The following is a 21,535-nucleotide window of genomic DNA, read 5'->3' as shown; positions in this document are numbered from 1 at the left end:
TGGCAGAAGTCATGGGATGGGGGCTACCTGCACATCCCGGTAAACGCCGGGGCTACTCGCGGGAGTTGTGCAGCCGATGGCGCCGTGCTTCGCAACGTTGAGCCAGCTCGCGTCCCCCATCACTATTTGCAGTGATGAAACCATCGCGCAACAGAGGATAGACCTCGCGCCTTACGTCATAGGCCGCTGCCGAAGAAACCTTGGTGGGGTTGTTCACCCCATCCGTCAGTGGTGAACCCGGTAAAGCAGATTCAGGACTTGAACCGAGAACCTTCAGCTGCGCGCATAGCCCGGCATAGTAGGCGATGTGTTCATCCTGGCCTCGCCGATCATTCTGAAGCCGACTCAATGCATGAAATGACTCATGCGCGACCAGACTTACCTGATTTCCGACGTACTTCTCCCGGTTTCTAAATTGGGCCATTGCCAGCGTCATGTGGAACGAGCGGAATCCGACGCTCTGCCTCGCTGGCGGCAGCGCTGATGGTCCGACAAGTGTCCTCAAGATCGACCTGGGAACCACTGTAGTACTCCACCTCGATCTCGTGATCCACTAACTCGCACTTCATGGTCGTCGGGCGACCCGTTACGACTGTCGCGCCGGGCACATACGTGTCATTGATCAGGTAAATCCATCCCCCCACCTTCCTCGTATCGAGGGATGTGTAGCCTGCCGAAGAAACCTGCGGGGGTACGCTCCGAGGCTCCAGCACACAGGCCGAGAGTAAAGGGCAAAGGATGGAGAGGACGACTGTTCGCCAGTGCATGGTCACGCCGCGGAACCAACCCGCGCTGCCACCGTTTCCGAGCAAAGCCAATCATCAGTTTCGCTACCTGCGCCGCACGCTCGCGTGGGGCGTGCGCCACGGCTACTGCAAGCACAACCCTGCAACCGGCGTGCGCCAAGCTAAAGAAGCGAGCGAACACAAGATGCCCACGCCCGACGCGTTCGCCAAGGTGTTGGCCTTCGCACGCGAGCGAGGTGCCAGGGCGCCACACACTAAGGGCAGCTGCCCCGGATACCTTGCACCGGCCATAGTGCTGGCTTTCAGCGCACGCCTGCGCGGGATCGAGGTATGCACGCTAACCGACGCCCACCGGCTTGACCAGGGCGTGCATGGCGACCGGCGGAAAGGCTCGCGCGCCTCGATCACCGAATGGAACGACGAAATGACCGAAGCGTGGGAGGCGCTGGTGGCCCGGCGCAATGCCATCTGGAGCCGCGACGGCCGCAACTTCGCCATACCGATGCGCCCGGAACAGCGCTTTCTGCTGGTCGAGCAGACCGGCAACCCGATTGCCCGATCCTCCGTGTCCAGCGCGTGGCAGCGCTTCATCCACATGGCGATGCGCGAAGGTGTGATCGAGGAAAGCGAGCGCTTCTCCATGCATGGCCTCAAGCACCGGGGCGTCACCGACACTGCCGGCAACCGGGGCGACAAGCAGGACGCGGCGGGGCACAAGTCCCCGGCAACCACAGGCAGATATGACCATGACATCCCAATAGTCAAACCACCGCGAAAGCGCTAGGCAAAGTTCGAACTTCAACTGCTATGGTTGGACGCAAAGCAACACTCTATTTCAAGCCAATCCTTCGGGACCTCTTGGTACGGGACGTTATCAAGAGTGGCCGCAATGGGTGCACTCTCGTTCCAAATCGCCACTTGCGCACTTATCCACCATGCCAGTGACTGAAATTCACAAGCAACTCTTCCGAAGTTCCTCTCACTCACGCGGAACATACATTGGTCGGGCCCTCCCTTATTCATAGCTATTTGGAAGGCCCAGCTACCATCCATCACTCCCCAGCTCGTCATACCGCGCTCTGCCAGCGAACGCTTGACTGCCAATGCGTCAATGATGACAACGACATGTATTGACCGATGAATGAATGGAACTAGGTTGGACGGTTCAAAGGAGAGAGTGAAGGGGTAAGTGGGCAACCATGTTTCATCCGGAGTCAGCGTAAATAGAACAGAGCCAGGGCCAGCCTCTCTTCCGAGGATCCGATCGACTCTTGAGAACTCTTTCACGAATTCAGAGTTGAACGCCAAATAGGTAAGCCCCGGCTCTGGGTGCCGAACTGCGCAGCCCCCGGCTAGAGCATCACGCATACACTCATTCATAGAGGAAGAGTGCTCAACTTCCCCAGGTGAGACCTCCACTCGATGGACGTTACGCAAGCCGCGAAAGGACTCCGCATAGTCATCGCGGAAGAATTGGTCAATTTCCTGCATTCCAGAGACTTGTCGTTCCGTTCGAGCGTTCGTGTTTCCTGAGGACTTCATCTCGATGATTAGGGGGTCAGGACCCGCTAGCGCACACAGATCACCATGCCTTATGACGTTCGTTATATCGGACAGAACGACAGGCACATTCATCTCAATCCCCTTCCTTAGAAGCTTGTACTCTTTGCGGAAGCCGCTTTTGCCTGAAATGAACCCAGGTCCTTGCTTGGGCATGTACTCGCCGTCGTAGAACAGATGCTTGAGCGCGTACTTCGATTGATAGATGAAGGCAATTCCATCGCCGAAACAGCGCCATAGGAATATTGCGTGATGTAGAGACTTTATTCTCTCGTCCAACCCGGTGATGAGCTCCTTGACGCCCCTAGCCCGATCCTTGTTCACCCGGTTACGCGCGAGATATCTTTTGCAGCGCGCTCGCGCTTCCCGCAAACGTGGAACACGCTTTTCACATTGGGAAATACTCCGGATTAGATACCGCTGTAGGCCAAGCACCAAGTCCAAACGGTCTTCATCTTCCTTGATCGACCACAGAAGCTTGGCGGCCTCCGCGTACTCTCCACGCGCCTGCCGGCGAGGGCTGCTCATTCCTTTTCCGCTCCCTTCCTGATCTCTGGCCGCAAGTGTCCACTGCATATCCACGAGCAGCAAATTCCGTGGAACCTTGCGATCTCTGCGAATTTTTCCGGCAATTTTTTCGCCGGCACAAAAAAGGCACTTGGGCCGACGCCTAAGTGCCTGTTTTTTATGGTGGGCCCACCAGGATTCGAACCTGGAACCAAAGGATTATGAGTCCTCTGCTCTAACCGTTGAGCTATAGGCCCTTGCGGCCGCACAGTGTAGTGGACGCCCGCAGGCGCTTTCCACTGCAACCCTCACATCAGCCGAACCGCCGCCCCATCTCCTGCACCCGGCGCGCATTCTCCGCAGCCAGCTCACGCAGCACGCCCGAGCGCAGCAGCGCCGAACTGGCCACACGCTGCCAGTAGTCCACCGCCAGCGGCGCTGCCCAGTGCAGGTGCGCGAGCTGGCCGCTGCGCTCCGGCGCGATGGGGGCGAGCGGCGTAGCCACACGCAGCACCCCTGTACGCGAGGGTGCCAGTGACATCGGCAACATGTCATACGCGGGCGCCAACGGCAGCGGGCCGCGATCGACCAGGTGGAAACCCAGATTGCCCTGATGCATGTCGCTGTTGCCGATCAGCCGGCCGAACGCGTGCAGCCTGCCCATGGCGGCCTGCGCGTCGCGATCGACCCAGCCCTGCGTCAGCAGCGCGTCGGCCGCCGTTCCCCAGTCCAGGGTCACGTCACCGACGAAGGCCGAGGAGAGCGCCAGCAGCGAGACGAAGCCACGCCGGCCGAGCACGTCGACGGTGCGGTCGAAGCGCTGTACTTCCAGGAACGTATGCGTGTCGGTCTGGAGGATCTCGGACGCCGCTGCCGGCACGCCCGCGTCGCGCAGGCACTGCAGGGCGAGGTGCTCGCATACCAGCAGGTCCGCCCAGCGTTCGGCGGCCTCGCCTGCGGTGGGCTGCGCGAACTTCACCAACGCCGCATAGCGCCCTCCCTCATGCTCCACCGTGGCAGTGAACTTCGGTTGCTCGCCACCGGGCGAGGATCCGACGTCTTCGCCTTCCAGTGCCGCTGCGGCGCGCTCGGGATAACGACGTGCGCGCTGCCCGGCCAGGACGTGATCGCCGGGCGCATCGAGCGCGCGCAACGCCATCTGCACGGCATCGCCGCCAAGCAGGAGATCACCGATCTCGGTGCCGCCTGCACGCACCAGCGCCTGCAGGGTGTCACCCAACTGCCATCGATTGAGGTCGTCGGGGACGCCCAGGTCACGCCCGCGACGATGCGCGAACGTACGCCCGAGGAAGCCCTGGGGCCGCAGGTCGTCCAGATACCACGGCAGCCCCGGGAAGTGGCCGTCGACGGTCTCGTCTGGCGAACGGGTCAGATTGGGGCGTGCGGCGGTGGTCGAGACGTGGAAGGTCTCGCCCGTGAGTGCCACGACCGTACCCAGTTCTTCAAGGGTGGCGTCCGGGCGCAAACGGAACAGCGGCCACTCGCTGCCCGCGACGGTCTGCTGGCGGACGGCATAGGCGGTGGCGCGGGTGCGGCCAAGTCGCACCACGCGGTCCCCGGCCTCGGCGACCAGACGGCTCAGGGTTGCCCGGGTGACGCCCAGGCGATCGATGAGATCGGCCGCCGATACCACCTCGCCAGCCGGCAGGCTGTCGAATAGCGTCTGGAGCTGCACGGTGCGGGGACGGGCCATGATCTGGATGTCGAGACGAATTATGTTACGAATCTATACGCCCATTTTCGGCGACCCGCAACCTCATTCCGCCTATAAGCCATTGATTGAAATAACATCACTCCGGATAGCACCCAAAACAGATACGCAATTACGTTACGAAACAAGCAACGAAATCACCCAATCAACCTATCGATCCGCTGCCCCCTCGAACAACCGCTCCATCCGCTGCGCCGCCGCCCGGCTCGAGTACACACCACCCGGGCTGGCGCCGCCGATCGCGCACTGCCCGTTGTCGGTGAGCACCAGCCTCGCCCCCTGCAGCGAGGCCCGCACTGAGCACGGCTCCTCGCCCAGGAACAGCTCATCGCCCACCGGCTCGGCGCTGCCGATCAGCGTGCCCTCGCCTTTCCCACCCGATGGCAACATGCGCAGATGCAGCGTGTCGCCCTCGGCCTGGATCTCCAGCACGCGCCCGGCGCTGCCGTCCCACTGCCCCAGCCAGCTGCTGAAGTCGGTGTCGCCCATGTGGCCGGTCTTCATGACACGCTGTTCCGGCGCCCAGCCCACCACCTCCTTGCCGGGTGGCAGGACCTGCACGCAGTAGTAGTCGTTCCAGCGGCTGCCGATTACCAGGTTGCTGCCCGGTTCGACCTCATCGCCGCTGTGGCAGCTGTCCTGCGGATTGTCCAGGCAGCCGGGCCGCTCACCCACCAGGGCCACATTGCCGGCATCCACGACCCGGCCGATTGCGAGGTCGGGTTGGGTCTGGAAGAAATCAGCTGCGTTGCAGGCAGGCTGCTGAGGCTCATCGGCCAGCGCGGCGAAGGGGCACAGGGCAAGGACAAGCAAGCCTTTTTTCATCGTCATTCCATCGATCCACAGGTACAAAGCGACGCGCATCCTACCGCATCCGCATTGCTGCCCGCTGCACACGCGGCGGCATCTGCCGCCCCAAAAAACAAACCCCGCTTGCGCGGGGTCTGTCGGGTTTCAATGCGATGCGCCGGTATCGATCAATCGATATCCAGGAAGCTGCGCAGCTGCTCGGACCGGCTCGGATGACGCAGCTTGCGCAGCGCCTTCGCTTCGATCTGGCGGATGCGCTCACGGGTGACATCGAACTGCTTGCCGACTTCCTCGAGGGTGTGGTCGGTGTTCATGTCGATGCCGAAGCGCATGCGCAGCACCTTGGCTTCCCTCGGGGTGAGGCCGGCCAGCACGTCACGCACGGTTTCAGACAAGTTGATGTTGGTGGTGTTCTCGATCGGGGACTCCACGTTGGTGTCCTCGATGAAGTCGCCCAGATGGGAATCCTCGTCGTCGCCGATCGGGGTTTCCATCGAGATCGGCTCCTTGGCGATCTTCATCACCTTGCGGATCTTGTCTTCCGGCATGTCCATTTCCTTGGCCAGCTCCTCCGGCGTAGCCTCGCGGCCGTACTGCTGGAGCATCTGGCGGGAAATGCGGTTCAACTTGTTGATCGTTTCGATCATGTGCACCGGGATACGGATGGTGCGCGCCTGATCGGCGATCGAACGGGTGATGGCCTGGCGGATCCACCAGGTCGCATACGTGGAGAACTTGTAACCACGGCGGTATTCGAACTTGTCCACGGCCTTCATCAGGCCGATGTTGCCTTCCTGGATCAGATCGAGGAACTGCAGGCCGCGGTTGGTGTACTTCTTGGCGATCGAGATGACCAGGCGCAGGTTGGCTTCGACCATTTCCTTCTTGGCCTTGCGCGCACGCGCTTCACCGTAGGCCATGGCGCGGCTGATTTCCTTCAGCTCGTCCAGTTCCAGCCAGGTGGTCTTCTCGATGTCGATCGTCGCCTGCTGTTCGGAGATGATCTGATCCTTCACGTCACGCAGGGCCGAGGACCACTTCTGCTTGCGCTTCAGTGCGTCTTCCACCCACTCCAGGTTGGTCTGGTTGCCTTCCCACGAGCGGATGAAGTCCTTGCGCGGCATGCGCGCGGTCACGGTCGCCAGGTTCAGCACGCGGCGTTCGTGGGACTTGATCGAGGCCATGACGTCGCGCAGCTGCTTGACCAGCACATCGGTCAGCGGCAACGGCAGCTTCAGGGTCACGAACACGGCGGCCATGTCGTCGCGCAGCTTGGCCAGCGGCTTGCGGTCGCCCTTGGCAGCGGCCTTCTTGAACGCGGTGTACGCGTCGCTCAGGGCCTGCATGCGGCGTGCGACTTCTTCCGGATCCGGACCGGTCGGGCCGGCTTCTTCCTCGACGTCGTCGCCGTCTTCTTCCTCGTCGGCGTCGTCCTCGGCATCGTCGCTGGTGTCTTCAGCCACGACCGGGGCCGGCACTTCTTCGACCAGGTCGTTGAAGCCGACGATCACTTCGGCCAGGCGCTTCTTGCCTTCCTTGTGCGCGTCGTAGTCGGCCAGCAGCGATTCCACCGATACCGGGAAGGTACCGAGTGCGGCCTGGACCTGGCCCAGACCTTCTTCGATGCGCTTGGCGATGGCGATTTCGCCTTCGCGGGTCAGCAGTTCGACCGTACCCATTTCGCGCATGTACATGCGCACCGGGTCGGTGGTGCGGCCACCTTCGGTGTCGAGCGCGCTCAGCGCGGCGGCGGCTTCTTCGGCCGCGGTGTCATCGACTTCGCGGTTGCCGGTGTTGCCATCGTTGAGCAACAGGGTTTCTGCATCGGGCGCAACTTCATGGACATCAATGCCCATGCCGTTGATCATGCCGATGATATCTTCGATCTGCTCCGGGTCGACGATGTCGTCGGGCAGATGGTCATTGACTTCGGCGTAGGTCAGGTAGCCCTGTTCCAGGCCCTTGCTGATCAGAAGCTTGATGTCGTTTTGCTGGGCAGGACGTTCGTTGGCCATGTAGTGCTCGCGCCACCGGCTGGGAGAGGGAATAGAACCTAGCATTATACCAGCCCGGCGCCCCGCGTTCCCGGGCGGTGGTCCCGGGGGCTAGGGTCTGAGCAGGAAGGTCACGGGACCATCGTTGACCAGGCTGACAACCATATGGGCACCAAACTGGCCGGTTTCCACCCCCGGGGCATGTTTTTGTCTGCAGATGTCGACCAGCCGGTTGAATCCGCGTTCAGCCTCCGCCGGCGGCGCGGCGGTACTGAAGCCCGGCCGCATCCCGCTGGATGTATCGGCCGCCAGGGTGAATTGGCTGACCAGCAGCAGTCCGCCGCCGGTATCGCGCAGGGACCGGTTCATTTTTCCGGTCTCATCGCCGAAGACACGATAACCAAGCAGCCGATCGGCCATCCGGGCGATCTGGGCCTCGGTATCGCCCGGCTCCATGCCGACCAGGGCCAGCAGGCCGGGCCCGATCTGGCCGATGACGGCCCCCTCGACACGGACACTGGCTTCGTTCACGCGCTGGATCAGGACAAGCATGACGGGGCTCCGCAACTGAAGGCGGACTACCTTAACGCCCCTGCGCGCCGACAGGCTGGCCGCCAGCGGCTAGACTTTGCGGTGATGAAACCGCACACCACTGCCCGCCTGGCCTACCGCGCCGCTGCCCTGTTCACCCGCCTGCCCTGGTCCTGGCTGCGTGCCTTCGCCTCCCTGCTGGCCTGGCTGTGGATCCGTCTCAATGCCCGCGAGAGCCGCGTCACCCGCCGCAACCTGGAGCTGGCCTACCCCGGGATGGGCGAGGCCGAGCGCGCGGTCCTGCACCGCGACGTGCTGCGCTCGACCGCGCTGCAGGCGATCGAGACCCTGCGCCTGTGGACCCAGCCCCGCGACCGCAACCTCGCCCGGCTGACCGAGCGCCACGGCGAGGCGCTGTACGACGCGGCCCTGGCCGCCGGCAAGGGCGTGATCGTGGCCGCCCCGCATTACGGCAACTGGGAGCTGCTCAACCAGTGGCTGGCCTCGCGCGGGCCGATCGCGATCGTCTACAAGGCCCCGGATGAGGCCGTGGGCGATGCCTTCCTGCAGCTGGTCCGCGGCGGCGACAACGTGCAGCAGGTGCGCGCCGAGGGCCCGGCGGTGCGCCAGTTGTTCAAGGTGCTCAAGGACGGCGGTGCCACCGGCATTCTCCCCGACCAGCAGCCCAAGGCCGGCGACGGGGTATTCGCGCCGTTCTTCGGCGTGGAGGCGCTGACCATGACCCTGGTCAACCGGCTGGCCGAGCGCACCGGCGCGACCGTGCTGTACGGCTGGTGCGAGCGGGTCGGGCCGGGCATGGAGTTCGCCCTGCACATCGAGCCCACCCTGCCTGCCGTGGCCGATCCGGACCCGCGCACCGCCGCCAGCGCCCTCAATGCGGGGATCGAGCGCATCGCCCGGCGCGATCCGGCGCAGTATCAGTGGACCTACAAGCGCTATACGCTGCGCCCACCGGAGAGCGGCGAGGACGATCCCTATGCCACCGAGGACCATCCGCACTGACTGCGACGCAGCGTCGCGCCCCTGCCGCGATTGAATCGGCGCGATCCGTCCCCACTGTGGAACCCACGATGTCCCCCACGGCCCCTGCCATGTCCTCTGCTGTTTCTTCCCCGTTCGGCGATCCGGCCGCGATCCGCTGCGAGCGCGCGGTGGCCGAGCTGCGTGCCGGTCGCCCGGTGGTGATCGACGATGGCCACGGCCAGCGCCTGGCCTTCATCGCGCTGGACAGCAGCACCCGCACCAGCTTCGCCGCCTTCGCCACGGCCGCGGAAGACCGCCATTACCTGTTCCTCACCGCGACCCGTGCCCGCGTGCTCGGGGTCAGCGCCGACCGTGGCGCCCGCGTGCCGCTGGCCGGGATCGACTTCGATGCCCTGCCCTCGCTCAGCTACCTGCGCGATCCCGGTGCGATGCCGCCGGGCTGGACGGGCGGTGAAGCGCTGGACGATGGCGCGGTGGAGATCGCCCGCCTCGGCCTGCTGCTGCCGGCGATGGTCGGCGTGCTGTTGAACTCCGATGACCGCCGCTTCGACGCCTGCGCGCAGGTCTCGCTGTGCGACCTGAGCCAGGGTGCCGAACAGGCCGCGCACGCCTATGAGCTGGTGGCCCGCTCGCCGGTGCCGCTGCGCGAGGTCGGCATGACCGAATTCGCGGTGTTCCGCGGCGGCGTGGCCCAGCGCGACCAGGTCGCGATCATTGTCGGCAACCCGGACCTGTCCGCGGTGGTGCCGGTACGCGTGCATTCCTCCTGCCTCACCGGCGACCTGTTCGGTTCGCTCAAGTGCGACTGCGGCGACCAGCTGCGGCGTGGCCTGCGCAAGCTCAAGGAGCTCGGTGGCGGCGTGCTGCTGTATCTGGACCAGGAAGGACGCGGCACCGGCATCGCTGCGAAGATGCGCGCCTACGGGTATCAGCATGATGGCCTGGACACGATCGATGCCGATGCCCAGCTCGGCTTCGGCGCGGATGAGCGCCGCTACGGCAGCGCCGTGGCGATGCTGCAGGGCCTGGGCGTGACCCGCGTGCAGCTGCTCAGCAACAATCCGACCAAGGCCCAGCGCCTGCGCAATGCCGGTATCGACGTGGTGGACTGCGTACCGGTCACCGGCGACATCACCGCCGAGAACGAGCAGTACCTGCGCACCAAGGCCGAACGCGCCGGCCATCTGCTCGATGTCGACGCGCTGATCCAGGCCGCGCAATAGCCCACGGCAACCTGCTACCGTCTGCGCCACGGGCGGGTCCACTGTGGAACGCGCCCCGCATGTTTCCCTGCCGAGCGCCTGCCTTGTCCGATCTCCTCGACACTCCCGTGCCGCCGCCCCTGCCCGCTGCTCCCGCGGCGCCGGACTGGCAGCCGTTGCCACTGCGCTCGGCCTGGCTGGCTGCGGTCAGCGGCGCGATCAGCGGTGCGCTGCTGTTCGGCATCGTGCCTGGCGCGCTGTGGGTGCTGTTCGAGCTGCCGGCGCGCTGGTGGAGCGTGGCTGCGCTGGTGGTGGTGGGCACGCTGGCCGGCGGGATGATCGGCTTCCGCCGCCAGCGCCGCACCCGCTGGCGGCTGGACGCTCACGGCCTGGGCCTGCGTCGTGACCTGCTGTGGCAGCAGGAAACCCGCGTGCCGCTCTCGCGCGTGCAGCACCTGGACCTGCGTCGCGGCCCGATCGAGCGCAACGCGCGGCTCAGCACGCTGGTGGTGCATACCGCCGGCAGCCGCTTCAGTGCGGTGACCATCGGCGGCCTGGACAGCGACGACGCCGAGCGCCTGCGCGACACCCTGGCCTACCAGCTGGACCAGGACGACGACGCGCTGTGAGTACCGTGGCGCCGGCCGACGACGCCCCGCAACAGCGGCTGCATGCCTGGTCATGGCTGTTCGTGCTGCTGATGCAGCTGCGCCAGTTCCTGGTGCCGCTGATCGCGCTGGTGGTGTTCGGACAGCGCGGTGAACGCGATGAGATGTGGTCCTACGTCGGCGCGGTGATCGTGATCGCGGTGCTGGTGGCGGTGTCGATCCTGCAGTACCTCACCTACCACTACCAGATCGGCACGACCGCGATCACCGTGCGCAGTGGCGTGCTCTCGCGCAACCGGCGCGAGATTCCGTTCGCGCGCATCCACAACGTGGTGGTCCACCAGAACCCGCTGCACCGTTTGTTCGGCGTGGCCGAGCTCAAGCTCGAATCGGCCGGCGGCCACCGCCCCGAGGCCGAAATGCGCGTGCTCAAGCTGGAGCAGGCCCTGGCATTGGAACAGCTGGTGCGCCAGCGCGGTACCGTGCAGGCCGCCGACACCGCTGGCAGCGCGGACACCGTCGCCCCGGCCGAACCGGCCGAGGACGTGCTGCTGGCGCTGGGTACCGGCGACGTAGTGCGCATCGGCCTGCTCTCCAACCGCGGCTGGGTGGTGGTGCTGGCCGCGCTCGGCGCGGTGCTGCAGATCTTTCCGCGCGCACGCATGTCCGACGCGATCGAAGCCGGTGGCCGCCAGCTGTTCGGCTACGCCAGCGACCTGCATGTGAGCACGCTGGGCTGGGCGCTGGCCGCGCTGCTGATGGTGGTGGTGTTCTGGCTGCTGCTGCGGGTGTTGTCGGTGGTGCTGGCGCTGCTGCGCTACCACGGCTTTACCCTGAGCGAGCGCGAGCGCCGGCTGACCGTGGCCACCGGCCTGCTCACGCGCATGCGTACCAGCGTGGCACGGCGTCGCATCCAGGCCTGGACCCTGCGCGAAAGCACATTGCAGCGCTGGGTCGGCCGCCGCCACCTGCGCATCGACATCGCCGCCGGCAACCCGGGCGAGAACGAACGCCGCGACCTGCGCGAACTGGCGCCGCTGGCCACCGTGCCCGCCTGCGACGCGCTGATCCAGCACCTGCTGCCCGCCGTGGCCTGGCCACCCACACAGTGGCAGCCGGTGCAGCAGCGCCAGTGGTGGCGGCTGTGCCTGCCGGCGCTGTTGATCGTGCCGCTGCTGGCCGCCGCTGCGGTATGGGAACTCGGCCCGTGGGGCGCTGTAGTGCTCGCGTGGCTGCCGTGGTCGGCGTTCCGCGCGCACCGGCAGATGGCGCGTATCGGCTATTACCTGGATGAGCGCTATGTGGCCATCCGCGGCGGCTGGTGGCAGCGCTGGTGGCGTTTTGCCGAACTGGACAAGCTGCAGGCGCTGCGATTGACCCGCTCGCCACTGGACCGCCGGCTGGGCACCGCCAGCGTGTGGCTGGATACCGCCGGCGCGGGGCTGGGCACGCCGCTGGTGCTGCAGTACCTGCCGGAAGCGGAGGCGCGTGCGGTGTACGAGCAGTTGGGTCGCGCGTTGGCGAAGCGCCGCCTGCGCTGGTAGCAGAGCATCCACGCATGGCGGGGATCTACCGGGTGATGTGCATCCGCGTCGATCTGCCCGGTAGTGCCGGCCGCTGGCCGGCTCCTCGCCATCCCGGCAGGCATCGCAAACGCTGCCTTACCGCTTCGCCGGGCCCCAATACCCGAGATCCCTGCGGATCTGCAGGCCGCGCGTCCACGCGCCGAAGGGCTTGCGCTTGAGCGTGCCCAGTTCACCGGACAGGAAATCCTCGGTCGCCGCGATCACCCGCTCGGAGGAGTACCCATCGCGGAACGGATGGATGGTGTCGGCATAGCGGCGGATCTCGGCCATCAACGCCGGGGCGGGATTCAGCGCCTGGGCCAGCATTACCGGCAGCTGCGTGGCATCGTCGAAATCGAGCATATGCGGCTGCGGAACCCGGTTGCGGAAGGTCACCACCGGTTTGTGCTGCACGATGAACTCGGACACGATCGAGGAGGTGTCCGAGACCAGCACATCGGCCGCACGCTGCGCGGCCATCACCTGCTCCGGCTCGATGAAACGCGCATGCGCGCCGGCCAGCGCGCGGTAGCGCTCGAACAGCTCGGGGGCGCACTTGGGGTGCAGGGTCAGCAGCCAGTAGTGGTCGCCGCGGGCGATGTCGGCGGCGATCGCGTCATACAGATGCGGCGCCGCGCTCAGCCGCTCGGTGAAGGTCGAGCCGAACAGGATCACCGGGCGACCCTGTGCAGGCACGCGCATTCCTGCGCTGAGGCCGCCGTCGTCGCGGAACAAGGGGTCCAGCTTGGGCCAGCCGGTTTCGGCCACGGCGAAGTGCCCCTCGCGCGCGGCCAGCTCGCGGAACGGGGTGGTCGTGGCCGGGCCCTGGGTGCAGTACAGATCGAACAGGCCGCGCACCCGGAAGTGGCCACGGGCGCTGTCGCGCTTCTGCACGTTGAAGCCATGGAACACCTGCACCTTGGCCCCGGCGATGAACGGCGGCACCCAGTTGGCCGCGCTGAACACCGCGCGCGGGCGCAGGGCCAGGGCCTCTTTCAGCCCGATATTGGGCACGCCGGGCAGCGACGCGCCAGTGGCGCCATCGGCGAACCAACCCGACACCGATTGACCGGATGCGTGCAACGCCTGCGCCAGAGGGGCGAGAATGGGCAGCGCATAACGCTCCGTCGCAAACAGCAGGTACTCGGCCATCATGTCCTCCTCGACCGCTCCCACTGAACGGCCTCGCATTTCGGCCTGCATTATCGCGTTCAATGAAGCCGACCGCATCGGCGACTGCCTGGCCTCGCTGGCCTTCTGCGACGAGATCGTCGTCGTGGACTCGCAGTCCACCGATGCCACGGTGGCGATCGCGACGGCCGCCGGGGCGCGGGTGCTGCAGCGGCCGTTCGATGGCTTCCGCAGCCAGAAGGCGTTCTGCGTCGAGCAGGCCTCGCATGACTGGGTGCTGTGCCTGGACGCCGACGAGCGCATCAGCGACGCCCTGCGCGAGGCGATCCTGGCCACCCAGGCAAGCGGGTTCGCCGGCCACCACGGCTACCGGTTCGCACGGCTCTCCGAGTACTTCGGTAAATTCCTGAAGCACGGCAATGCCTACCCGGACCGGGTCCTGCGCCTGTTCGACCGCCGCCACGGCGGCTGGCGTGGCAAGCGTGAGATCCATGAGGCGGCCAGTGTCGATGGCGCGGTGGGCACACTGCGCGGCGACCTGATCCACTACCCCTACCGCTCGCTGGAGCAGCAGCTGCTCAAGACCCAGCGCTATGCGCGGATGATGGCCGAGCACGAGTTCGCGCGCGGCAAGCGCGCCACCCTGCCCAAGCTGATCCTGGCCCCGGCGTGGCGGTTCTGGCGCGGGCTGCTGCTGCGTGGCGGCTTCCGCGATGGCTGGCACGGGCTGGTCTACGCCTACGTGCGCGCCAACTACGTGCGCCAGAAGACCATCATGCTGTGGATGCTGCAGAACGGGCAGCCGGTCATCGACCCGCCGCGGGATCAGCCCGGGGCCTGAGCCCGGGCCAGCGCCAGGCGGCGCGTGTGGCCCTGGACGATCGACAGGCCGGCCAGCAGGCCGACGATGGTGACGTAGAAGCTGGCCGTGATCTGGTGCGCGAACATCGACTGGGTGATCCCGCACAGCACGTAAGTCACCACCACCATGATCCCGGCGGCGGCCGGGCCACGGAAGGTCTGCTCGCCGCTGCGCCGGTGCAGGCCGGTGAACACCCACAGCGGCACGCCATAGATGGCCAGCAGCAACAGCAGGCCGGGGGCGCCCTGGGTCGCAGCCCACTCGGCCAGATCGTTGTGCGCGTGGCCCAGGTGGCAGCGCTGCTCGCCCGGATCGTCCCGGCACACCGGCAGGCGCTGCATGGCGCTGTCGAAGTGGCCGATGCCCACCCCGGTCAGCGGATGGTCGAGGAAGGTTTCATAGGCCACCTGCAGGCGCTCCACCCGCGCGCCGGCGGAGGAATCGCTGTCACCGCGCTCCATCCGCACCACGTCGTGCTTGAGCTCGGTCAGCCGGACCTGTTCGCGCAGGCTCGGAATGGTCAGGGTCAGGGTGCCCGCGATCGCCACCAGCGCCAGCAGCACGCCCAGGCGCGCACGGCCGGTGCGCCAGCGCAGGCTCATCGCCATCACCACCAGCAGCGCCAGCAGCGCCAGCCAGACCCCGCGGCTGCCGCTGAGCACGATGGTCACACAGCCGGCGACCATGCCCACGATCACCCAGGTCCAGCGCTGATGCGGCCGGCAGAACACCAGCAGCACCATCAGCACCAGCACGATGTCGGCCAGCACGATGGCATTGGTGCTCAGGTCGGCACGCGGGGCGCCGCCGGCCACCTGCAGGATCGACAGCACCATCGTGCCGAGCAGGCCGGCCACGGCGCCCGCCCACAACCAGCGGATGTCCGGCCGCAGGGCGCAGACCCATAGCGCGATCCACGGAATCACCACGAACCGCGAGCGGTTGTCGATATCGCGCAGGCCCTGCTCGAACAGATGGATCGAGAGCAGCGCGAAGGCGATCGCGGCCACCACCAGCCAGGCCAGCACCTTCACCGGCCGCCCGGCCAGGCCACGCGCGCGCCACAGATAGTCCGGCGCCAGCAGTGTGCTCAGCAGCAGCAGGATGCCGTACGGCAGCAGGTTCTGCGGCAGGGTCAGCACCAGGGCGGGCATGCAGAACAGGCCCACGGTGGCGATCCAATGGGCCACGCCGGCACGCCCCTGCAGCGGCGGCAGGGAGACAGGCGTGGCCGGCTCGGATGCAGGGGAGAACGTCATTGCCAACCTCGATTGCCACACCCAGGCACGCACGCCCGTGATTGCATTGGACGCAACCGGCGCCCACGGACCTGCGGTACCCGCCCGAGGAGGCGGCCAGCATTGCAGAATTCACTCATCGCCGTCGATCCGGTGCAGTGCGCGTTCGCGTGCCTGCTCTTCGGCACTGGCGACACAGGGCCCATGGATATCGCCCGGCCTCACCAACCACCAACGGCGACGGTTGGCGACCCCGGCCAGTTCGGCGCTGGTGCGGTCCACGCAGGCCAGCAGCGCGTCTTCCTGCACCAGCAGCCAGCGCTGCTGCGGTTGGGCCGCCTGCCAGGCGACACCATCGACCAGCTGCCGGTCCCAGCGCCGATTGAACCCGAAGGTCACGGCATCGCGGTCGGCCATCAGCAGGTTCTGCTCCTTCCACGCGACCAGGCCCAGTTCCGCCTCCGGGCCGATGCGCTGGCCGACCTGCTGCATCAGGCCCCGTGCCGAGCTGGAGTCGTTGAACAGCGGATAGCCGATCAGGCCGAATGCCACCCAGGCCATGGTGAGGGTCGCCACCACCGCCAGATGGAAGCGGCGGACGCCGGCGATGCACAGGGTGAGCACGGCCCAGCAGCCCAGCGACACCGCCACCCAGCCCAGGCCGGAGGTCACCGCGGTGTCGATGCCGCGGTCGAGGATCAGCTTGCGCTCGAAACCCGGCTGACCGAGCAGCATCGAGATGCCGATGCCGAGCAGGCCCGCGGCCAGCAGGGCCACGAAGCCGCCGAGCAACCACTGGAAAGCGCGCTTGCGCAGCAGCCCGGGCAGCAGCGGTGCCAGCGCCAGGCAGAACATGGGCAGCGCCGGCAGGATGTAGACGTCGCGCTTGCCGTTGGGGATCGAGAAGAACAGCACGATCAGCAACCACCACACCAACGGCAGCAGGTAGCGCGCATCGCGGCGCTGCAGGCGTCGGCGCCAGGCGGGGATGGCCCAGGGAATCGCCAGGAAGGCCGGGATCCACATCGACGGCATCGTGCCCAGGAAATACCACCACGGCTGGTGGTGATCCCAGGACTGCGCGTAGCGCTTGGCGGTCTGCCGGAACAGGATGTCGTCCAGATAGGCGCGGTACTCGGCCGAACCGCTGCCCAGCGCGGTCACCACCATCGGCACCAGCCACAGCGCGATCGCCAGCACGAAGGCCAGCGGCCCGACCCAGAAGCGCCAGTCGCGGATATGCAGTTTGACCCGCGGCCAACCCAGCACCGAGGCTACCGCCGCCGGCAGGATCATCAGCAATGCGATCACGCCGACGCCCTTGGTGATCACCCCCAGCCCGGCGGCGAACCAGCCCAGCCACCACCAGCGCCAGGCCGGCCCGAGCAGCAGGTGACGCAGCAACCCGTAGTTGGCCAGGGTGATGAAGAACACCACCAGTGGGTCGATCTGCGCTTTCTTGGACTGGAAGCTGAAGTGCAGCGCGAACAGCAGCGCCCAGGCGGCATACAGCCCGACCCGCCGCGTCCAGAGGCGCCGGCCCAGGTCGTGGACGCAGGCCAGCGTGCCCAGCGCGGCCAGCAGCGACGGCAGCAGGAAGGCCACCCGCCAGTCGCCGATCAGCGAGTACAGCGTGGCCTGCGACCACATCAGCATCGGCGGCTTGTCTGAGTACAGCTCGGTGCCGCGATGCGGGAACAGCCAGTCGCCGCTGTCCACCATCTGCTTGGCGACCAGCGCGAAGCGGGGCTCGTCGGACGGCCACGGGTCACGCATGCCCAGGCCGGCCCCCAGAACGAGCAGGGCCATCAGGGCAAGCAGCCAGAACTCTCGGGATGCGCGGTTTTTAAGCATGGGGCGGGATTCTAGCCGGGTTCGGTTCAACCCTTCTTTAGCAGACGCGCATAGAAGAAGCCGTCAGCACCGTCCTCACCGGGCAGGCGCTGGCGCCCGGCCCAGGAATCGTGGCCATATGCCTCGCCCAGCGGCAGGAAGCCCGCGTCCCGGGTGCGCTGCAGGAAGGCTTCGACCTGGAACTGGTTTTCATCGCGCAGGATCGAGCATGTCGCATACAGCAGGGTTCCACCCGGGGTGAGCATCGTCCAGCAGGCATCCAGCAGGCGGGCCTGCAAGGCCATCAGCGCCTCGATGTCGGTCGCGCGCCGATGCGCCAGCACATCCGGCTGCCGGCGGATGATGCCGGTGGCCGAACACGGCGCATCGAGCAGGATGGTGTCGAACAACTGCCCGTCCCACCAGCTGGCCGGATCGGTCGCGTCACCCGCGAGCACCTTCGCGTTCTGGCCGACGCCGGTACGCACGAACGTTTCGCTGATGCGCTTGAGCCGGCGCGCATCGATATCCAACGCCAGCAGCTGCAGGGTCGGATCGCGTTCCAGCAGATGTGCGGCCTTGCCGCCCGGTGCGGCGCAGGCATCCAGCACCCGCGAACCCGGGCGCGGCGCCAGCGCATCGGCGACCTGCTGGGCGGACAGATCCTGCACCGACAGCGCGCCATCGGCGAAACCGGGCAGCGCGGACACGGCGACCGGCACCGGCAGACGGATCGCGTCGGCTCCCACGCTCGATGCCTCGGCCGCGATACCTGCCGCCTCCAGCTGTTGCAGCATCGCCTCGCGGCTGCTGTGCTGGCGGTTGACCCGCAGCCACAGCGGCGCGGCCTGCAGGCTGGCGGTGAACACGGCATCGGCCTCCTCCGGCCAATCCTGTTCGATCTTCTCGGCCATCCACAGCGGGAACGCATCGCGCGCGGGCAGCGGCGGAATGCCTTCGCGCTGGGCGCGGCGCAGCAGGGCATTGACCATGCCGGCCTGGCGATCACGGCCCATCGCGCGCGCAGCGTCGACCGTGGCCGACAGCGCGGCGTGCGCCGGCAGTTCCAGCGCATCCAGCTGGGCAAAGCCGACCAGCAGCAGCGCGCGCAGTTCGTCCTCACGCACGCTCAGCGGCCGCGGCATCCACTGCGCCAGCGCGGCGTCATAGGCGGCGCGACGACGCAGTACCGCAAAGCACAGCGCCTCGAGCAGCGCGCGGTCGCGGCTGTCGTCCAGGGTCGGCAGGGCGGTGGCCAGTTCGGCCTTGAGCGAGCGGCCACGTCCGATCACCTGGGCCAGCACGCGCGCGGCCAGCACGCGGGTGGGCACGCCGGGGGCGGTATGGGCGGTGTAGGGGCCTGCAGGCTTGCCGGAGCGCGCGTTGGTCATCTCAGGCACCCACGCCGAGGTCGCGACGGGCATTGAGGTAGTCGGCGGCGGTGATCGCCTTGCCGCCCTCGCGCTGCAGCACGCGCAGGCGCAGCGCGCCCTGGCCGCAGGCGATGTCGATGCCGTCGCGCGACGCGCCCAGCAGCGTGCCCGGAGCCTTGCCCTGATTGTCATCCAGCGCGATCGCACCGTGGATGCGCACGCGCTCGCCGGCCAGCATCGCCTCGGCGATCGGCCAGGGATTGAAGGCACGCACGGTCCGCGCCAGCGCGTCGGCGTCCTGCGCCCAGTCCAGGCGGGCTTCGGCCTTGTCCAGCTTGTGTGCGTAGGTGACGCCGGCCTCGGGCTGCGACTGCGCGATCGGCTTGATGCCGGCACGCAGCAGGCCCAGGCCATCGGACAACACCTGCTCGCCCAGCGCGGCCAGGCGGTCGTGCAGCTGGCCGCCGGTATCGTTGGGGCCGATCGCGATGTGCTGCTTGAGCAGTACCGGGCCGGTATCCAGCCCCGCTTCCATCTGCATCAGGCACACGCCGGTCTCGACGTCGCCGGCCTGGATCGCACGTTGGATCGGCGCGGCACCGCGCCAGCGCGGCAGCAACGAGGCATGCACGTTCCAGCAGCCGTGGGTCGGGATGGTCAGTACGGCCTTGGGCAGGATCAGGCCATAGGCCACCACCACCATCAGGTCCGGGGCCAGGTCGCGCAGCTGCTGCTGGGCTTCGGGGGTCTTCAGACTGTCCGGCTGGAACACCGGGATACCGCGTGCGATCGCCTCCAGCTTGACCGGCGACGGCGCCAGGCCGCGGCCACGGCCCGCGGGGCGATCAGGCTGCGTATACACCGCGACCACTTCATGGTGGCGGGCTGCGGCACGCAGCGAGGACACGGCGAACGCCGGCGTACCGGCAAAGACAATCTTCATGGCGACCCCACTAACAGAACGTAAAACGGCGCCGATATCCGGCGCCGCGCGACAGGCACCGTCGCGCGGTCAACCCGCGCGGCGGTCTCTGCAGACACCTCAGGCAACGTGCTTGCGCTGCTTGGCCAGCTTCTTGCGCACCATCTCGCGCTTGAGCGGCGAGAGGTAATCAATGAACAGCTTGCCGTCCAGGTGGTCCATCTCGTGCTGCACGCACACGGCGAGCACGCCATCGGTGGTCAGCTCCTGGGCCACGCCGTGGCGGTCCAGGTAGCGCACGGTGATCTGGTTGGCGCGGGTGACGTCGGCAAAGATGCCCGGCACCGACAGGCAGCCTTCCTGGTAGACCTGGCCGCCTTCGTTGGCGACGATCTCCGGGTTGATGAACACCATCGGGGTGTCCTTCTCCTCACTGACGTCGATCACCATGAAACGCTTGTGCACGTCGACCTGGCTGGCGGCCAGGCCGATGCCCGGGGCGTCGTACATGGTGTGGAACATGTCATCGATCAGGGTCTGGAACGCCGGCGTGGTCACGTCGGCGGCATCCATCAACGCGGCCTTGGTACGCAGGCGCGGATCGGGAAATTCAAGAATGGGCAGGAGAGCCATGGCAAATACCGGTAGGGGGCGCCGGTCGAAGCGGCGTACAGGGCGATTCTATCGCCAACGCTTGCCCCGCGCCCCGGTTTCTGGACTATAGTGCGCGAACCTGTTGGGGAATCAGGCACCACATCTATGTTTGAACGAACTCGTACGGTCGTCGCCGTGGCGATGCTGACCGTCGCTACCTATGCTACCGCCGTGGAAATGAATGGCGGGCACCCGGATACCTATGTCGTGCGCAAAGGGGACACGCTGTGGGACATCTCGGCGCGTTTCCTGCAGAAGCCCTGGCTGTGGCCGGAGATCTGGCAGGCCAACCCGCAGGTCAAGAATCCGCACCTGATCTACCCGGGTGACGTGCTGAGCCTGGCCTATCTGGACCGCGTCGTGGCGCAGCCCGGCCCGCGCCAGGAGGCCCCGATCAACGGCGTCCCGCTGGAGCAGGTCGAGCCCTTCCTGAAGCAGCTGAGCGTGGTCGACGAGGTCAAGTCGCTGCCCTACGTGGTCAATCTGGAAGACAACCGCCTGCGCGCCACCACCGGCCAGACCGCGTACGTGCGGGGCCTGGAGAATGCCCAGGTCGGCCAGCGCTACGCCGTGGTCCGCCCGACCGTGCAGTACGCCCTGCCCAAGCCGACCGAAGACCTGAACGCCCGCGGCGATACCACGCCCGGCAGCGGCAACGTCTGGAAGGCCTTCATCGTGCCGAGCAAGCGCCACCAGACGCTGGGCTACGAACTGGCCCAGATCAATGTCGGTACGGTGAGCCGTGTGCAGAGCGGCAACGTCGAGGTGACCTCGCTGCTGCTGCAGGGCCAGGTCGACGGCCGTGAAGTCCGCGCCGGCGACCGCCTGGTCCCGGTCGAGGCCCGCCCCTACGACCTGCAGTTCGTGCCGCACGTGCCCGCCCCGCAGACCGCCGATCTGGATGTCCGCGTGCTGGCGGTGGCCGACACCTTTACTGCAGGCGGCCCGCGCGACGTGATCGCGATCTCCGCCGGCAGCGCCAACGGCGTCGACAACGGCACGGTGTTCTCGCTGTGGCGCCAGGGCCGCCATGTGGCCCACCGCATGGACTACCCGAACGCGTCGCGCATGGACGATTCGCTGACCAGCGGCGCCGGCCGGGTCACCCTGCCGGACGAGTACGCCGCCCACGCGATGGTGTTCCGCACCTTCGAGAACGTCAGCTACGCACTGGTGATGGAAGGGATCAAGCCGGTCAAGGTCGGCTATTCGGCACTGCATCCCGATAAGCAGTAAGCGCGGCAGAGTCCTACGCTTCCATT

Annotated in this window: 19 protein-coding genes and 1 tRNA gene; 7 read left to right on the top strand and 13 right to left on the bottom strand. The window is 66.8% G+C overall.

What is annotated here, in order from left to right; genetic code table 11:
- Positions 1-52 precede the first annotated feature (52 nt).
- On the bottom strand, positions 53-436 hold the full coding sequence (locus ABE473_RS07950) for a hypothetical protein (protein WP_346489088.1): 384 nt from the start codon (positions 434-436) through the stop codon (positions 53-55).
- Between the two features lie 329 nt (positions 437-765).
- Here ABE473_RS07950 and ABE473_RS07945 point away from each other — a divergent pair, with 329 nt between their 5' ends.
- A complete protein-coding gene (locus tag ABE473_RS07945) occupies positions 766-1,530 on the top strand; it encodes an integrase (RefSeq protein ID WP_346489087.1) in 765 nt (254 codons plus the stop codon).
- Positions 1,531-1,544: 14 nt separating this feature from the next.
- Here the strand turns inward: ABE473_RS07945 and ABE473_RS07940 are convergent, their stop codons facing one another.
- The 6 genes from ABE473_RS07940 to dtd all read right to left on the bottom strand — a co-directional run bounded on the left by ABE473_RS07940 (position 1,545) and on the right by dtd (position 7,901).
- Entirely contained in the window at positions 1,545-2,630 is a 1,086-nt protein-coding gene (locus ABE473_RS07940; RefSeq protein WP_346489086.1) for a hypothetical protein, read from the bottom strand.
- A gap of 364 nt (positions 2,631-2,994) precedes the next feature.
- Positions 2,995-3,070: transfer RNA gene (locus ABE473_RS07935), tRNA-Ile, on the bottom strand.
- Positions 3,071-3,126: 56 nt separating this feature from the next.
- Positions 3,127-4,527, bottom strand: coding sequence for a type II toxin-antitoxin system HipA family toxin YjjJ (gene yjjJ / locus ABE473_RS07930; protein WP_346489085.1), 1,401 nt, complete (start codon positions 4,525-4,527; stop codon positions 3,127-3,129).
- Positions 4,528-4,695: 168 nt separating this feature from the next.
- Positions 4,696-5,370 carry a hypothetical protein gene (locus tag ABE473_RS07925; protein ID WP_346489084.1) on the bottom strand — a complete coding sequence of 225 codons (675 nt, stop codon included), beginning with the start codon at positions 5,368-5,370 and terminating at the stop codon, positions 4,696-4,698.
- A 152-nt stretch (positions 5,371-5,522) separates the two neighbouring features.
- Entirely contained in the window at positions 5,523-7,370 is a 1,848-nt protein-coding gene (rpoD, locus tag ABE473_RS07920) for an RNA polymerase sigma factor RpoD (RefSeq protein WP_176988080.1), read from the bottom strand.
- A 90-nt stretch (positions 7,371-7,460) separates the two neighbouring features.
- Positions 7,461-7,901, bottom strand: coding sequence for a D-aminoacyl-tRNA deacylase (gene dtd, locus ABE473_RS07915; protein ID WP_179459943.1), 441 nt, complete (start codon positions 7,899-7,901; stop codon positions 7,461-7,463).
- 84 nt (positions 7,902-7,985) lie between these two features.
- On the opposite strand from dtd, the gene ABE473_RS07910 reads away from it, so the two are divergent.
- From ABE473_RS07910 to ABE473_RS07895, 4 genes are all read left to right on the top strand, one after another.
- Complete coding sequence (locus ABE473_RS07910) at positions 7,986-8,903, top strand: lauroyl acyltransferase (RefSeq protein WP_346489083.1); 918 nt, start codon at positions 7,986-7,988, stop codon at positions 8,901-8,903.
- 89 nt (positions 8,904-8,992) lie between these two features.
- On the top strand, positions 8,993-10,108 hold the full coding sequence (gene ribA, locus ABE473_RS07905; RefSeq protein ID WP_346489082.1) for a GTP cyclohydrolase II RibA: 1,116 nt from the start codon (positions 8,993-8,995) through the stop codon (positions 10,106-10,108).
- A gap of 107 nt (positions 10,109-10,215) precedes the next feature.
- Positions 10,216-10,716, top strand: coding sequence for a PH domain-containing protein (locus ABE473_RS07900; protein ID WP_241696396.1), 501 nt, complete (start codon positions 10,216-10,218; stop codon positions 10,714-10,716).
- Positions 10,713-12,239 carry a PH domain-containing protein gene (locus ABE473_RS07895; protein WP_346489081.1) on the top strand — a complete coding sequence of 509 codons (1,527 nt, stop codon included), beginning with the start codon at positions 10,713-10,715 and terminating at the stop codon, positions 12,237-12,239. Before ABE473_RS07900 ends, ABE473_RS07895 begins: the two co-directional genes overlap by 4 nt.
- Positions 12,240-12,356: 117 nt before the next feature.
- Here the strand turns inward: ABE473_RS07895 and ABE473_RS07890 are convergent, their stop codons facing one another.
- Positions 12,357-13,415, bottom strand: coding sequence for a CDP-glycerol glycerophosphotransferase family protein (locus ABE473_RS07890; RefSeq protein ID WP_346489107.1), 1,059 nt, complete (start codon positions 13,413-13,415; stop codon positions 12,357-12,359).
- Here ABE473_RS07890 and ABE473_RS07885 point away from each other — a divergent pair.
- Positions 13,414-14,232 carry a glycosyltransferase family 2 protein gene (locus tag ABE473_RS07885; RefSeq protein WP_346489080.1) on the top strand — a complete coding sequence of 273 codons (819 nt, stop codon included), beginning with the start codon at positions 13,414-13,416 and terminating at the stop codon, positions 14,230-14,232. The two genes, ABE473_RS07890 and ABE473_RS07885, sit on opposite strands and share 2 nt — an antisense overlap.
- Here the strand turns inward: ABE473_RS07885 and ABE473_RS07880 are convergent.
- From ABE473_RS07880 to def, 5 genes are all read right to left on the bottom strand, one after another.
- Positions 14,217-15,512 carry an O-antigen ligase gene (locus ABE473_RS07880; RefSeq protein WP_346489079.1) on the bottom strand — a complete coding sequence of 432 codons (1,296 nt, stop codon included), beginning with the start codon at positions 15,510-15,512 and terminating at the stop codon, positions 14,217-14,219. The two genes, ABE473_RS07885 and ABE473_RS07880, sit on opposite strands and share 16 nt — an antisense overlap.
- 111 nt (positions 15,513-15,623) lie before the next feature.
- Positions 15,624-17,345 (bottom strand): glycosyltransferase family 39 protein, encoded by a 1,722-nt coding sequence (locus tag ABE473_RS07875; protein WP_346489078.1) that lies wholly within the window; start codon positions 17,343-17,345, stop codon positions 15,624-15,626.
- A gap of 26 nt (positions 17,346-17,371) precedes the next feature.
- Positions 17,372-18,715 (bottom strand): 16S rRNA (cytosine(967)-C(5))-methyltransferase RsmB, encoded by a 1,344-nt coding sequence (rsmB, locus tag ABE473_RS07870; RefSeq protein ID WP_346489077.1) that lies wholly within the window; start codon positions 18,713-18,715, stop codon positions 17,372-17,374.
- Between the two features lies 1 nt (position 18,716).
- A complete protein-coding gene (gene fmt, locus ABE473_RS07865) occupies positions 18,717-19,640 on the bottom strand; it encodes a methionyl-tRNA formyltransferase (protein ID WP_346489076.1) in 924 nt (307 codons plus the stop codon).
- Positions 19,641-19,739: 99 nt separating this feature from the next.
- Positions 19,740-20,252, bottom strand: a complete 513-nt coding sequence (def, locus tag ABE473_RS07860) for a peptide deformylase (RefSeq protein WP_176988070.1) — start codon at positions 20,250-20,252, stop codon at positions 19,740-19,742.
- Between the two features lie 126 nt (positions 20,253-20,378).
- Between def and ABE473_RS07855 the strand changes: the two genes are divergently transcribed.
- Positions 20,379-21,509 carry a LysM peptidoglycan-binding domain-containing protein gene (locus ABE473_RS07855; RefSeq protein ID WP_346489075.1) on the top strand — a complete coding sequence of 377 codons (1,131 nt, stop codon included), beginning with the start codon at positions 20,379-20,381 and terminating at the stop codon, positions 21,507-21,509.
- Positions 21,510-21,535: the final 26 nt, after the last annotated feature.

The organism is Stenotrophomonas sp. TWI700 (assembly GCF_039673645.1).
GTDB classification, from domain to species: Bacteria; Pseudomonadota; Gammaproteobacteria; order Xanthomonadales; family Xanthomonadaceae; genus Stenotrophomonas; species Stenotrophomonas maltophilia_AA.
Note: the sequence above shows the minus strand (reverse complement) of the source record. Positions and strands in the feature narration are given on the sequence as shown.

What these genes read in the sequence shown, in the direction of transcription:
- ABE473_RS07950 (WP_346489088.1), bottom strand. Translation starts at nt 436, where the DNA reads ATGACGCTGGCAATGGCCCAATTTAGAAACCGGGAGAAGTACGTCGGA.
- ABE473_RS07945 (WP_346489087.1), top strand. Translation starts at nt 766, where the DNA reads ATGGTCACGCCGCGGAACCAACCCGCGCTGCCACCGTTTCCGAGCAAA.
- yjjJ (WP_346489085.1), bottom strand. Translation starts at nt 4,527, where the DNA reads ATGGCCCGTCCCCGCACCGTGCAGCTCCAGACGCTATTCGACAGCCTG.
- ABE473_RS07925 (WP_346489084.1), bottom strand. Translation starts at nt 5,370, where the DNA reads ATGAAAAAAGGCTTGCTTGTCCTTGCCCTGTGCCCCTTCGCCGCGCTG.
- rpoD (WP_176988080.1), bottom strand. Translation starts at nt 7,370, where the DNA reads ATGGCCAACGAACGTCCTGCCCAGCAAAACGACATCAAGCTTCTGATC.
- dtd (WP_179459943.1), bottom strand. Translation starts at nt 7,901, where the DNA reads ATGCTTGTCCTGATCCAGCGCGTGAACGAAGCCAGTGTCCGTGTCGAG.
- ABE473_RS07910 (WP_346489083.1), top strand. Translation starts at nt 7,986, where the DNA reads ATGAAACCGCACACCACTGCCCGCCTGGCCTACCGCGCCGCTGCCCTG.
- ribA (WP_346489082.1), top strand. Translation starts at nt 8,993, where the DNA reads ATGTCCTCTGCTGTTTCTTCCCCGTTCGGCGATCCGGCCGCGATCCGC.
- ABE473_RS07885 (WP_346489080.1), top strand. Translation starts at nt 13,414, where the DNA reads ATGTCCTCCTCGACCGCTCCCACTGAACGGCCTCGCATTTCGGCCTGC.
- ABE473_RS07890 (WP_346489107.1), bottom strand. Translation starts at nt 13,415, where the DNA reads ATGATGGCCGAGTACCTGCTGTTTGCGACGGAGCGTTATGCGCTGCCC.
- ABE473_RS07880 (WP_346489079.1), bottom strand. Translation starts at nt 15,512, where the DNA reads ATGACGTTCTCCCCTGCATCCGAGCCGGCCACGCCTGTCTCCCTGCCG.
- ABE473_RS07875 (WP_346489078.1), bottom strand. Translation starts at nt 17,345, where the DNA reads ATGCTTAAAAACCGCGCATCCCGAGAGTTCTGGCTGCTTGCCCTGATG.
- rsmB (WP_346489077.1), bottom strand. Translation starts at nt 18,715, where the DNA reads ATGACCAACGCGCGCTCCGGCAAGCCTGCAGGCCCCTACACCGCCCAT.
- fmt (WP_346489076.1), bottom strand. Translation starts at nt 19,640, where the DNA reads ATGAAGATTGTCTTTGCCGGTACGCCGGCGTTCGCCGTGTCCTCGCTG.
- def (WP_176988070.1), bottom strand. Translation starts at nt 20,252, where the DNA reads ATGGCTCTCCTGCCCATTCTTGAATTTCCCGATCCGCGCCTGCGTACC.
- ABE473_RS07855 (WP_346489075.1), top strand. Translation starts at nt 20,379, where the DNA reads ATGTTTGAACGAACTCGTACGGTCGTCGCCGTGGCGATGCTGACCGTC.